We start from the raw sequence: 12,149 nt of genomic DNA on the forward strand, positions 1-12,149 counted from the left end.
AAACTCATCGATTGACAGGAGTCAGATCAATCCAACATAGGAAGGTGAAACCGCCGTTGTTGTCGGAGGTGTATCCAGCATCGAGCTTGGCAGCATAACGGCAATGCTCGGAGATGGCGCCCGAGTCGCGTTCATAGATCGCGATGCAGAATCTCTTGGATTGCTGCAGGAAGATTTTGGGGATCGCATGATATCTATGAGGATTGACCTTCCCGGTTTCGTTATTGCTCGCTCTTACCGATCGAGGACAGACAAGATCGGTTCCCATCGAGGCTGGACATGGATCGCCTTCGGGGGGAGTTGAAATATCGGTGAGTGGATCTGAGCGAATAAAAGGGATGCCTGAACTACGCTGCGGATGGTAGCTTCGACTAAGGAAACGGTTCTCTTCTCCGGGGAAGCATTGATACCGTGCATTGCCTGTTGATCCGAAGCGTAGCAGCTGCCCGGTCAGTCCGGCTAGCGGGTCGATTTTTTTTAAAAAAAGGGGGGGCATAGAGAAAGTGTTCTTGAAGTCAACGATGTGAATTGCGCGACAATTGCGGGCGGTCTGATTCAGGGGGTAGGGTGGTTTCTTCTTTTAACGGACCCATTCTTTCAAAAACATGAAGCCAACCCCTGATATCCAATCCTTGCTCGAGAAAATGTCCGTCCAGGACAAGGTCGGCCAATGCTTTGTCATTGGTTTTACCGGGAGCGTGATGACGCCAGCGATTCTGGAGCGTATTGCCACGATCCGTCCCGCAGGGATTCGGATGGGCATGAACTTTCGGATTAAGTCCGCGTATTATGATCCTTATGCGGTGGGGGAGAAATTCGCGCACCGTGCTCTAAGAGCTCCTACGGGGACGGTAAAGGACTTCCTTCCGGGGTTGCCTCCCCCTTACGTGACCGGAGAAGAGTATGCCCATTTCCTGAATCGTCTGAAGGAAGCTGCGCTGAAAAATCCCGCGGCAATCCCGCTTCATATCACCTATGACATGGAGGGTGACATTAGCGCGGACTTTCCCCGGAGCCCGCTGCGGTTTTTCCCGAGTAGTCGGGGCCTTTCTCAAAGTGGAGACCCTGAACTGGCTGAGCGTGTCGCTTGGGCGGTTGGGGCGCAGATGTCGGGGCTCGGCTGCAATTGGATTCATTGGCCCGTGCTGGACGTCAATACGGATCCTTTGAATCCGGAAATTGGTACCCGCAGTTTTGGTGATAGTGCCGAGATCGTTGAGAAATACGGGAAGAAAGTTTTTGAAGGTCTAAAACGTTCCAAGACGATCGCAACGGCGAAGCATTTTCCCGGGCGTGGACACTCGATCGGCGATGCTCATCATGGTCTTCCTCTTGTCGAGCTGGATCGGGAGGGAATGGAAGAGCACTTGAAGCCATTTCGCTCGCTCATCGAAGCGGGGGTGCCGTCGATCATGACCGCTCATACCGTCTATCCCGCCCTCGATCCGAGCGGGGATCCCGCCTCTCTGTCGAAAACCATCATTACGGATTTCCTCAAAGGTGAGATGGGATTTGAAGGAGTGGTGACTTCCGATGATATTACCATGGGAGCGATCCTTGAGAAATACGAGGTGCACGAGGCCGTGATTAAAGCTATTGATGCCGGATCTGATCTCATTCTATTGCGTGACGAAAGCACCTTGGTCGATGAGGTATATGCGAAGGTCGTCGAGGCCGTTGAAGAGGGTAAGATCAGCGAGGAACGTTTGAATGACGCTGCGGGCCGGGTTCTCAAAATCAAAGCAGAGTACGGCCTTTTCGAGGAGGGGGCACTTGTCGATCCTGCCGAGGCGGAGGCTCCAGCGCGTTCGTCCGAGGTGATATCCATCGCGTCAGAGGCGGCTCAACGGGCGACCCGGGTTCTGCGGGACCGCAAGGGAATCCTTCCTCTCGACCCAGGCACGCGGGTTCTCTTGGTGGAACAGGCCAATCCCCTGCACATCAATGTCAACAGTCAGGAGTGCCATCCCGGTATTCTCTGGGAGGCAATGATGGAGCACGGCTCGAGTGTGGCCATGGTTGAGGTCAAGATGAGTTACGAGGAGGCGGATCATCAGCGCATCGCCAACCGAATGGAGGAAGCTGACGTCGTAGTGCTGACGAATACCTACTATCGGCGTGGGGCGAATGGGCATGAGTTCGTGCAAGAGTTTTGTCGGAACTGTGAGAAGCCAGTGGTGGTGGTCACGAATACCGATCTACCTCTCTCGCTGGACGATAGTTTTGACTCGGTCGTGCTCAGTTATGGTTCTTCATCGGAATGCGTGAAGGAGGTTGCCCGGCACCTCTACGGGAAGGCGGAGCGATAGCGTTCCGACTTCGGGGGGATTTTTAAGGATTCGTGCTTTCTCGGAGAGAGGAACCTCTGTCATTCTTAGTCCATGGCTCGCGATGACACAGTGACGATGAAGGATATTGCGAGGGAGGCGAAGGTCAGTGCCTCGGCAGTATCTCTCGCTCTGCGGGGTAGCCCGCGAATATCCGAGCTCACCCGAACGAGGATTTCGGAGATCGCGGAGAGGATGGGGTATCGGCCCAACCCCCTTGTCTCGGCTTTGATGCAAAGTCGGCGTCGGCCTCATCAGGAGCAAGGCTTTTTGACAGGAGCCTATCTTTCGTTTGAGGAGATGGCGCCTGTGCTGCGGGAAGAGTCGATCTATGCGGAATTCGAGAGAGGAGCCATGGCCGAAGCGGCGCGGCAGGGCATCCGGCTGGAGAAATTCAAAGTCGACTCGGAGATGCCTCTTTCTCGCATTGGCCAGATCCTTCACGCTCGCGGAATCCGTGGAATCGTGGTCTCTCCTTTGCCGCCGGAGTTGGAGGAAATCGAATGGGATTGGGCGGGTGTCTCGGCCATTGCGATTGGACCCACGCTGCGCAAGCCAGCCCTCCACCGGGTGATGAGTGACCATTATTCCAATATGGAGTCTCTGTTGAAAGCCTGTGCCACATGGGGCTATCGGCGGCCAGGGTTGTGCTTGGAAACTCTCTCGGACGAGAGAATCGGGGGGCAGTGGGAAGCCTGTTTCTTGAGGCAACAGACGGAAAATCCTTTGTTTGAAAAGGTTCCTTTGATGAAATATGCGGACCTCTCCGATTCGTATCTTTTGCATTGGATCCGAGACGAAAGGCCGGATGTGGTCATATGTTCGAGTCCTTGGCGTATCCTCTCCATTTTCGAGAAGGCCGACATCCGATTGCCGGAAGATGTTGGCCTCGCTTCGGTGAGTGCGGCGCGTCCCGACGGTGACTTGAGCGGAATCGTCGAAGATGGATTCTCGGCTGGAGCCCAATCTGTCTCGCAACTGTTGCGGATGGTGTACGCGAACGAAGTCGGTTTGCCCGAGAATCCTTTGAAAATTCTGTTGCCCGGCAGGGTCTATCGCGGCCGGACCACCCGATGAAAAGCTGAACGATGAGTTTATCCACAACATTCGCTGTCGCCATCGATTCCGATGGATGCGTGTTCGACAATATGTCACTGAAGCACCGTGAGTGTTTTGGTCCTTCACTCATTCGTCTCTGGCAGCTTGAAGCGGTTGCCGGTGAGGTGCAGCAGGCCTGGGAAACGATAAACCTCTATTCGCCAAAACGGGGGATCAATCGGTTTCTTGCGTTGTTGGCCTTTTGGAGGAGCTTTCCCTCTGACCAGTTGCCCCAAGGATTTGTGCGTCCGGATATTAGTGGGATGGAGGTTCTCGCCGATGGAACCGCTTCACTTTCTCCCGATTCGATAAAGCGGGAGCTGGCGAAGAAAGAAGACCGGTTTTTGTCTCAAGCTCTCGAGTGGAGTCGGGCTGTCAATCGGTGTGTCGCTGAACTGAAGTCGCAGCCTCCCTCGTTTCCGTGCACCCTTGAGTTTATCCGCAGTTTATCGGCAGTTGCCAGAATCGATGTCGTCTCTTCAGCGAATCGGGAGACGATTCAAGAGGAATGGACTGCGGCGGGATTGGATCCGTTTGTAAACGACTACGTGACCCAGGAGCGTTGCTCGAAAAAGGAGTATTTGACGGATTTGGTTCGTCAAGGACGCAATACTCTGATGATCGGCGATTCGCCGGGAGATTGGGACGCCGCGAAGGCCGCGGGTTCTTGGTTCTATCCGATTTTGCCCGGGAATGAGGCCGAGAGTTGGAGAAAACTCCTCCAATTTTGGGAGGAGTCCGGTCATCAAGGAGTCTTTTGTGAGCATTCGAAGGCCGTCGATGAATACTCGACGACCCTGGGTCTGTAGTTCGCCAATTCTATCAGAAGGCAGAAACGGTTCCTCTTTTTTGGGATGGCCGCGTTGATGTCGTGGATCTCATCCTTATCTAGGTCTCTCCCTTTTTACCGTTCGGAACCTTTCTTGGATTGTCGCGAGTTTGCGAACACAAATCGGACCTTGCTGATGGAGACGATGGGCAGCTCAAAAAAGTTGTTCAAGTGGACGGTTGCGCGGTGCTATTGGAGCCGGAGATGACGATGCTACAGGATCTTCTGCTGGGCAATCGACCTATCCGACCGGGGCCGATGATGCGTCCGGTGGCTCACATCGCCCGCCATGTGGTGCTCGATGGATTCGGCTACCAGATGGCGGCCTTGTTTATTATGTGTGGGCTTTGTTGCTGGGGGAATATGATTCGGTGGACAACGTACTGGCCTTGGGAGGAGCGGTGCTTTTAGGCGCGACGACGCCGCACTAGGCAAATCGCTCCCAATATTCCGGCGAGCAGCCCGAAGGAGGAGGGTTCGGGAATAGCATTGATTTGCACCGAATTTATAAAACCACGATCATTATCCAATCCGGTCGTATCGTTGGCGAGAAACAGAGATTGCCCTTCAGAAAGAGTGATCGTGGCCCTGGCGTAGTTTTCGCCCTCACTCCAGAAGGTGTTATTTGTGATAGTAGAGGAAGTTGCCATTAAACTACTAAAGTCGAAGGAATTGCTGCTTGCACCTACTCCGCTGTAAAGGTTCATAATCGCTCCGCCGACGTTGCTATTGGTGTTGGATCCTACAAAAAAGATTTCGTAAGCGCCTGCAACAAGTCCATCGATTCGCAGGCCATTGGCAGCATTATCGGGACCCCAGATGCCGTCTGTGCCGACCGATTGATCCGCAAATATGCCTTCACTGAACCAACCAGCTCCACCGTCAATACCATTGAATCCGGTTCCCAGTGCAGAGGATTTTCCCGGATTTGTCGTAAAACTAATCACATCACTGCCAGCGAACGTCTCGGTTCCAAGGTTGACGGATACACCTGTTGCTGCGGTGCCGTCCGCAAATAAAAGTCCGGAGGAAACATCAGCTTTCCCCAAGATATTCCAAGTGGTATCGGAAACCGAAATCGCACCACTAGCATGAGCTGGGCTGTTGTACAGATCCGTACCTATCGGAATTGTTGGACCAAAATCCAACATAAGTTGGGCGGAAGCGGTTGAAAACGCAAACGCAGTCGAAATGAGAAAGCAAATACTCTTATTCATGGTTTTCTTCGATTGGGGTTTAGGGGGGCGGAATTTGATGTTAATTGAGACATATATATGTGTGCGACATTCCTGCATTTGTGAAAAGTGAATTGACTTGCTAGACTTCACCAAAAAGTTATCAAAATTAACCAATGCCGGCCTCGACTAACTTCTCTCTCGAACGGACAATCGACCATTCCCGCTGCCGGGCGAAGTTGATTTGGGCGAATGAACGAGTGGTCGAAGCATTTTTCCGAGATCATCGGACTCGCGCTCGCCTTCACACGGTCTGCTGGTTTTTGGATAGAGGCACAGTCCGGGTGGATGAAGCGGATCAAAGCTACGTAGCAAAACGGGGTGATTGGCTTTTTTTGGCGGCCAATGAGAGCACTCAACACTTTTCCCCTCAGGCGCGAATCATATCCTTGCGCTTCGATCTTTGCTGGCTGGACGGTACAGAGTTGTTTCGTCGTCAACGCACCCGGATCCTCCGCCACAAGGATTATCCCGAGCTGGAGCACAGTGCACGTGAACTCATCCGCCGCCTCGACCCCTGGCGTGCCACCCATTCGCTCCTTGTCGGACGCAACCAGATCCCCATTTCCGAGAACTTTGCCATCGATGCCGCTTTCAACCAATGGCTGAGCAGCTACACTTTTTCTATGATCCGTGAAGGGGCTCAAATACTTTACACAGAACAATACGATGATCGTGTTCTGACCGCCTTGCGCGCCATCGAAGATCACCCAATGAGCGAATCCTTCTCCGTGAGCCAGCTTGCTGCGCATTGTGCTCTCAGCGTCAATCAACTCGGGCGTCTCTTAAAAAATGAAACCGGCATGTCTCCCTTTGACTGCTTCGAAAGACGTCGGCTCAACCTTGCGCGACACGCCTTGGAAGACACCGAGATGCCTATTAAGGAAATCGGCTACAATCTCGGTTTCAAAAGTCCCTCCCACTTCAGTAATTGGTTCATCCGGCACGAACGAAAATCTCCCCGCAGCTATCGCAACCGGACTTCCTGAGGCCAAATTCTTTACAGACGAAAGAGGGCTACCTGAGTCAATAGATACCACCCACGATTGCGGTTCCGCCAATCCTAGAAATACCACTTCTCAAAAATTCTGACACGATCCCGCCGTAAGTATTAGAATTTTTTAGATTCGGTGCGACTCCTCTACCAAATCGAGTCCTCTGCTGCTTAAAAAATCCAGAGTTATTGAGCGAGGATGATAGGGCCCTTATTGGGACGCGCGTTGACGAGCGCATACTGCACACCTTCGTGATTCACTACGGTGACCGGTATGAATTCGTTGTCCTGCATGGCCCGGCAGCTATTCCATGTTTCGGAAATACGGATTTTAAGGGTAAGAGGGTAGTTGAAGAGAGTTGGATCCATGAGGCTCGTGAGTTCTAAGACAATGCGGGTTTGGTTGCTCTCGATCGTTTCGAGCGTGGCAGCGTCGCGCTCCTGACCTAGGTTGCAATGTCGCCAAGTGTGCCGACCCAGATGTCCTTTCAGTTGTCATTGAAAAACGTGAAGAGCTTGTCGGGTGCTTGGAGGTAGCGCTTCTCGGATGTAGCGAGATCCTCGCTCTCCTTCATGGCCAGGTCATGAGTAAAGACTGTGGCCTAGCCACGATAGATGGGGTTGTCCGGGGAGGGATTGAGAATCTGGAAATACTGATTCTTGCGTGTCTAGGCGTTTGCCTTGTCAGAGGTATCGATGAAAGATGCAATGTGGGCCGTAGTGCGGATGTCGAAATAGTCGATCCGGTTGGCGGGGTGTCTCCCGGTGGGTAACGGATACCTGCTGGCGATTCCCTCTGGAGGGCGAATAGAAGCTCTGGATGAATTTCCCTCCAATATCCCGAAGCCAGAAAAATGGGTCCGATTGAAGAATTTTCCCGTAGATAAGAGGCACAATGCGAAGATTGATTACCGAGCTCTGAGGAAGAAATGCGGTCTCTCTTCATAATCGGAATGGGTTGAATCGGCGGTTAAAGCCCCCAGTCCCCGTTTTGGAGAGGTATTCCCGTGTCGTTGCATCTTATGTTCGGCTCATCGGTTGAGTCTGATGGGATAGGGGGCGTATTGCCGCTCTCGAACCATCGCTTGGGACCCGTGACCCAAAAAGCCTAGTGGAGGGCCTGCTCCGTTTGTGGGCTCTGGTCGGGGTTAGATTCCGGAAATTGCCACATTTGGCACATTTCCAGCGATCTTTTTCCCGGCTGGTGGACTTTGGGGTTTACTCAAGCTCTATCGGAGAGTGTTTCTAATCGTTTGCACAAATTATGCTAAATTTCTTTCGAAAACATTCTGGAAACCTCAAAGACGACGTTTTGTCAGGGCTCACCGTGGCCTTGGCGCTCGTCCCGGAGGCGATTGCGTTTGCCTTTGTGGCCGGGGTTTCACCCATTGTGGGCCTCTACACTGCTTTCTTTATCGGACTGATTACCTCAATTTTTGGCGGCCGCCCCGGGATGATTTCGGGTGCGACCGGAGCGATCGCTGTGGTCGTCGTTGGGTTGGTGGCCATTCACGGGGTGGAGTATCTGTTCCCGACGGTGATCCTCTGCGGTTTGATTCAAATGGCTGCGGGCGTCGGCAAATTGGGGCAATTGATCCGGATGGTCCCGCATCCGGTGATGCTCGGGTTCGTCAATGGTCTGGCGATTGTTATCTTCATGGCCCAATTCGGGAGCTTTAAGACCATCAATGATGCCGGGAGTTTGATCTTCATGGAGGGTCCGGCGCTTTATCTGATGCTGGGGTTGGCGGGCCTGACCATGCTCATCATTTGGCTGCTGCCGAAGATCACCCGGGCAGTGCCAGCCTCGCTGGCCGCGATTTTGGTGGTTACGGGTCTTTCGATCGGGATCAACCAGTTCGCACCAGAAAGCTGGGCAGCGGAAAATCAGGACGCTCCTTTGCTGACCGTGGGGGATATGTTGGAAACCAACACCGTGGCAAAAGCCACAGCAGACGCTTGGGCAGATATGGGCGCCGATGCCGATCCCGCGATGGTGGATGAAGTTGTCGCCGCTGCTACGGCTGAAGGGACCGGGATTCAGGCGGGATTGCCGAAGCTCTTTTTTCTCGATGACCAATATGAGGTTTTCCCGCCATTTACCTGGGCGACTCTCTGGATCATTCTCCCGTTTGCCCTGACAATGGCCGGGGTCGGACTCATCGAGTCGCTCATGACCTTGAGCTTGATCGACGAAATTACTGAAACCCGTGGCCGCGGAAATCGGGAATGTGTGGGGCAGGGATTGGCTAATGTGGTCTGCGGTCTTTTCGGCGGTATGGGAGGTTGTGCCATGATCGGACAGTCCCTGATCAACGTGAATTCCGGTGGACGCGGGCGCGCAAGTGGAATCACTGCGGCGGTCTGTCTGCTGCTCTTCGTTCTGGTCCTGGCACCTTGGATTGAGATGATTCCCATGGCCGCGCTCGTCGGGGTCATGTTCATGGTGGTGATCGGAACCTTCGAGTGGGCCAGTTTGAAGATGTTCAAAAAGGTCCCAGCCGGGGATTTGCTCGTTATGGTTGTTGTCGCGGCATACACCGTTCTCATGCACGATTTGGCGACGGCCGTCATCATCGGGGTCATTATCTCGGCTCTGAAATTTGCTTGGCAGCACGCCACCCACTTGGGAGCGGAAGAAATGATCAACGAGCAAGGGGGGAAGATCTACCAGTTACACGGACCGCTCTTTTTTGCCTCCGTGTCTTCCTTTAAAGACCTCTTCAATCCTCGCGAGGATCCGGAGGATGTGGTCATCGATTTTTATTTTACCCGAGTCTATGATCAATCGGGTTTGGAGGCCATCAATTCTCTGGCGGAGAAATATACGAACCTCGGAAAACGCCTCCACCTTACCCACCTGTCGCCGGAATGTCGCGAGCTCTTGAGCAAGGCGGGGGATCTGGTCGAAGTGAATCTCTCCGAGGATCCGCAGTATCACGTCGCCACCGACCGATTGGGGTAAGGGGGGCGGTTAGAGGGACTGGGATCAGGCAAAGGGCTGCACTCTTTGGCATTTCGTTATCAGTATTCAAACTGTCTGGCAGGAAATCCGTTGTGCGACAGAGGATGGACCTTTGAATTTTCTGGTATATGGATACGGGCTTCCTTCTTCGCTTCCCCTTCATACTCTTAGTTACGCTTATGGCGAAAAGTGTTTTGGGACAAGATTTTGAGATTTCGGAAACGGTAGAATTGCCGCTCAGCCACAGCTTGGGTTGGGTGCGCCGCAACATTCAACCGAGCGATCAGCCGGTTTGGGATGGGGTTCTGGACGAAGCCAAGTGGGGCTCTCCCTCGAAGAAGCAGGCGGTTGCCCGAAATTGGGAAATTCCCCTGAGCGATGAGGAGTGGGAAGCGCTGGTGGCCGAGAATGAGCCCACAGAGCTCGAGGAAGTGACTTATGATCTCTGGATTCCGGAGGGGAAGGATTTGATCCGGGGAGTTGTGGCCATGAGTGCACACGGCACCGGTCAGCAAATGTTTGAAGATCCGAACCTTCGGGAGATTGCCCGGGATCGGGATCTCGCTTTATTCCGTTTCGTCGGGAATCCGGTTCAGCGGGGATTCTGGCCGCGGAGTCTGCTGTTCGAGCAGCTTCGATCGATGGGAGAGGCCGTAGGCTATCCGGAGATCGGTGACGCGCCCTTGTTTCTCTACGGCCATTCCAATGGCACAGGCTTTTCCGCTTTTTTTCCGGCGGCCGAAAGTGATCGCGTGTGGGGTTGGGTGTCGATGCGTCCGGGGACGACTTTTCAAGTCTACCAGCCAGGAGCGGCGAACGTTCCGGGGCTCGTCATCTTCGGGGAAGAGGATTCCTTTTTGACCCGACCCTCCGTTGAGGAGAATCTCGCTGTGGTTCCGGCTGTTCGGAAGAATCACGATGCGGTCTGGAACTATGTCGTCGAAGCGGGCACGGGACATGGTCCGACAGCGCAAACTTGGCCGTTGGTCTATGCGTTTCTCGTGAAGACTTTTGAAGCTCGCGTTCCAGAGGGGGCTGATCCTCGCGAAGGTCCGGTGGAGTTGATCGAGCTCTCTCCCGATTCCGGCTGGCGAGGTGCCCACTGGGATCCGGTAGCCGGAGGCCATCAAGAGCTAGAGATCGCCCCGGTCGACAAGTTTACGGGAGACGTTGAAACAGCTTCCTGGCTGCTGGATGAGGAATATGCCGAGGACTGGCAGGCCTTCCAGCGGGATGGGCTGATCGAGTAGGGGACGGAAACGGATTACAGTGACCGGAGCGTCCGAAGGGGGAGTTGTTCTCGGTCCCGCGCTAACCAGTGCAAGTTGAGTGGCGACTGCCGATGACTTCGCCCCCGGAGCGCGGACTTTAGTCCGCCCCGATGGATTGGCCGCGACGGAGAGGAATCTTCGGCGAGGAGACGGGAATGTGACTGCGGGGCATGCGGGGCGGACTGAAGTCCGCGCTCCGACAAGAGACTTCTTCGGGTTCAGCTCCGAGGGCGTCGGACGAGCACGATGAATCCCGCGATGAGGAGACTCATCAGACCGTAGGACGGTTCGGGAACGGCGGAGAAGGAAAAGTTCTCGATCGTTATTGCGGAGCTATCTGGATTTTCCGGGTGGTGAATCCGGCATTCCATCGACTTTCGATCATCAGCGTTCTTGGTTGAGCGGGGATTCCACGTTCATTGCGCTGGAGCATTTCGATGATCATGTCGATGGCGGCCGCGCTGATTTGCCGCATCTGCTGGTTGATCCCCGTGCAGGTTTCATAATTTTGATTCCAGTCGAGTAGGGCGAAGCCGCAGTCCCCGGGCGCGGGCTGATCATTTTCCTTCATCCAGGTCAGTACCTCGATTCCGCCGCCGAATACGATGTCGGGCCGATGTCGTTTCATCCATCGACGGAAGGAATAGGCACCCGGTTTGTCTTGGAGGAGAACGGGGATGCGGTTCTTTTTCAGCAGGTTCTCCTGTTCCAGAAGAAAGGCAGCTCGGAACTGACGGTGAGTTCGCCGGTCCATCTCCCGATTGATGACCAAGCCGAGTTTGCGGTATCCCTGGGCGAGACTTCGGTCGAAAAGTTCACACATGCCTTGAAAGTGATGGGAGCAGGCGCGATGCAGTTGAGGTGATTCCATCGTGTATCCAATCGTCGCCGCGGAGAGATGCTGCCAATCCAGTTGCCAGCGTCGATCAGTTCGATGGGACGGAGCGATCAAGGCACCGGTGATGCCCCGGGCCCGAAGAATGTCGCTGATTCGGGCGTCGGTCATGTCCTCGCTATCGGCCCAGAACTCTTCGATGCGATAACCCAGTTTCTCCGCTTGATCGGACGCTCCCTGAACGATTTCGCGGTAGTAGGGGCTGCGTCGTCGTTCGGCGGGTTTCGGGTGAGCGTGGAGAATGGCGATGACGGGCGAGGTGTTCTCGGGGCGGGATGGACGCAGGTTGGACATCAAGGCCGCGATCAGAGGATTGGGGCGATAGCCCAACTCCCGGGCAACTTGCTGAACCCGTTCGCGGGTTTTCGCAGAGATCCGGGGGTGATTGCGCAAGGCCATCGACACGGTGGACACCGCGACGCCCGCCCGCTCGGCGACGTCACGAATGTTGATCGGAGAGGACATTTGTCGAACGATTTCAACAATCCTGTATTTGTGCAAGCGAACATCCCCGGTAGGCTCCATCTCTGAACCC

12 protein-coding genes are annotated in these 12,149 nt (G+C 54.3%); 7 read left to right on the forward strand and 5 right to left on the reverse strand.

Going from position 1 to position 12,149, the window contains the following annotated elements:
• Positions 1-4: 4 nt before the first annotated feature.
• On the reverse strand, positions 5-268 hold the full coding sequence (locus H5P30_RS12435) for a hypothetical protein (RefSeq protein ID WP_185693248.1): 264 nt from the start codon (positions 266-268) through the stop codon (positions 5-7).
• 337 nt (positions 269-605) lie between these two features.
• Between H5P30_RS12435 and H5P30_RS12440 the strand changes: the two genes are divergently transcribed.
• From H5P30_RS12440 to H5P30_RS12455, 4 genes are all read left to right on the forward strand, one after another.
• Positions 606-2,309 (forward strand): glycoside hydrolase family 3 protein, encoded by a 1,704-nt coding sequence (locus tag H5P30_RS12440; protein ID WP_185693249.1) that lies wholly within the window; start codon positions 606-608, stop codon positions 2,307-2,309.
• Between the two features lie 72 nt (positions 2,310-2,381).
• Positions 2,382-3,404: a LacI family DNA-binding transcriptional regulator gene (locus H5P30_RS12445; protein ID WP_185693250.1), complete on the forward strand. Its 1,023-nt coding sequence runs from the start codon at positions 2,382-2,384 to the stop codon at positions 3,402-3,404.
• A gap of 11 nt (positions 3,405-3,415) precedes the next feature.
• Positions 3,416-4,234 carry an HAD family hydrolase gene (locus H5P30_RS12450; RefSeq protein WP_185693251.1) on the forward strand — a complete coding sequence of 273 codons (819 nt, stop codon included), beginning with the start codon at positions 3,416-3,418 and terminating at the stop codon, positions 4,232-4,234.
• Positions 4,235-4,353: 119 nt separating this feature from the next.
• Positions 4,354-4,665, forward strand: a complete 312-nt coding sequence (locus H5P30_RS12455; RefSeq protein WP_185693252.1) for a hypothetical protein — start codon at positions 4,354-4,356, stop codon at positions 4,663-4,665.
• On the opposite strand, the gene H5P30_RS12460 is transcribed toward H5P30_RS12455, so the two are convergent.
• Positions 4,662-5,471, reverse strand: coding sequence for a PEP-CTERM sorting domain-containing protein (locus H5P30_RS12460; protein ID WP_185693253.1), 810 nt, complete (start codon positions 5,469-5,471; stop codon positions 4,662-4,664). The two genes, H5P30_RS12455 and H5P30_RS12460, sit on opposite strands and share 4 nt — an antisense overlap.
• Before the next feature lie 134 nt (positions 5,472-5,605).
• Here H5P30_RS12460 and H5P30_RS12465 point away from each other — a divergent pair, with 134 nt between their 5' ends.
• Complete coding sequence (locus H5P30_RS12465) at positions 5,606-6,478, forward strand: AraC family transcriptional regulator (protein WP_185693254.1); 873 nt, start codon at positions 5,606-5,608, stop codon at positions 6,476-6,478.
• A gap of 191 nt (positions 6,479-6,669) precedes the next feature.
• On the opposite strand, the gene H5P30_RS12470 is transcribed toward H5P30_RS12465, so the two are convergent.
• Positions 6,670-6,852: a hypothetical protein gene (locus H5P30_RS12470; protein WP_185693255.1), complete on the reverse strand. Its 183-nt coding sequence runs from the start codon at positions 6,850-6,852 to the stop codon at positions 6,670-6,672.
• 895 nt (positions 6,853-7,747) lie between these two features.
• Here H5P30_RS12470 and H5P30_RS12475 point away from each other — a divergent pair.
• Positions 7,748-9,448 carry a SulP family inorganic anion transporter gene (locus H5P30_RS12475; protein ID WP_185693256.1) on the forward strand — a complete coding sequence of 567 codons (1,701 nt, stop codon included), beginning with the start codon at positions 7,748-7,750 and terminating at the stop codon, positions 9,446-9,448.
• 128 nt (positions 9,449-9,576) lie between these two features.
• Entirely contained in the window at positions 9,577-10,698 is a 1,122-nt protein-coding gene (locus H5P30_RS12480; RefSeq protein WP_185693257.1) for a hypothetical protein, read from the forward strand.
• Positions 10,699-10,937: 239 nt separating this feature from the next.
• On the opposite strand, the gene H5P30_RS22680 is transcribed toward H5P30_RS12480, so the two are convergent.
• Both H5P30_RS22680 and H5P30_RS12490 read right to left on the reverse strand, forming a co-directional pair.
• Entirely contained in the window at positions 10,938-11,090 is a 153-nt protein-coding gene (locus H5P30_RS22680) for a PEP-CTERM sorting domain-containing protein (protein ID WP_185693258.1), read from the reverse strand.
• Entirely contained in the window at positions 11,042-12,079 is a 1,038-nt protein-coding gene (locus H5P30_RS12490; RefSeq protein ID WP_185693259.1) for a LacI family DNA-binding transcriptional regulator, read from the reverse strand. Before H5P30_RS12490 ends, H5P30_RS22680 begins: the two co-directional genes overlap by 49 nt.
• Between the last annotated feature and the right edge of the window lie 70 nt (positions 12,080-12,149).

The organism is Puniceicoccus vermicola (assembly GCF_014230055.1).
GTDB lineage: Bacteria > Verrucomicrobiota > Verrucomicrobiia > Opitutales > Puniceicoccaceae > Puniceicoccus > Puniceicoccus vermicola.

Coding starts and splice junctions, on each gene's coding strand:
- H5P30_RS12435 (WP_185693248.1), bottom strand. CDS start 268: ATGGGAACCGATCTTGTCTGTCCTCGATCGGTAAGAGCGAGCAATAAC.
- H5P30_RS12440 (WP_185693249.1), top strand. CDS start 606: ATGAAGCCAACCCCTGATATCCAATCCTTGCTCGAGAAAATGTCCGTC.
- H5P30_RS12445 (WP_185693250.1), top strand. CDS start 2,382: ATGGCTCGCGATGACACAGTGACGATGAAGGATATTGCGAGGGAGGCG.
- H5P30_RS12450 (WP_185693251.1), top strand. CDS start 3,416: ATGAGTTTATCCACAACATTCGCTGTCGCCATCGATTCCGATGGATGC.
- H5P30_RS12460 (WP_185693253.1), bottom strand. CDS start 5,471: ATGAATAAGAGTATTTGCTTTCTCATTTCGACTGCGTTTGCGTTTTCA.
- H5P30_RS12465 (WP_185693254.1), top strand. CDS start 5,606: ATGCCGGCCTCGACTAACTTCTCTCTCGAACGGACAATCGACCATTCC.
- H5P30_RS12470 (WP_185693255.1), bottom strand. CDS start 6,852: ATGGATCCAACTCTCTTCAACTACCCTCTTACCCTTAAAATCCGTATT.
- H5P30_RS12475 (WP_185693256.1), top strand. CDS start 7,748: ATGCTAAATTTCTTTCGAAAACATTCTGGAAACCTCAAAGACGACGTT.
- H5P30_RS12480 (WP_185693257.1), top strand. CDS start 9,577: ATGGATACGGGCTTCCTTCTTCGCTTCCCCTTCATACTCTTAGTTACG.
- H5P30_RS22680 (WP_185693258.1), bottom strand. CDS start 11,090: ATGGAATGCCGGATTCACCACCCGGAAAATCCAGATAGCTCCGCAATA.
- H5P30_RS12490 (WP_185693259.1), bottom strand. CDS start 12,079: ATGTCCTCTCCGATCAACATTCGTGACGTCGCCGAGCGGGCGGGCGTC.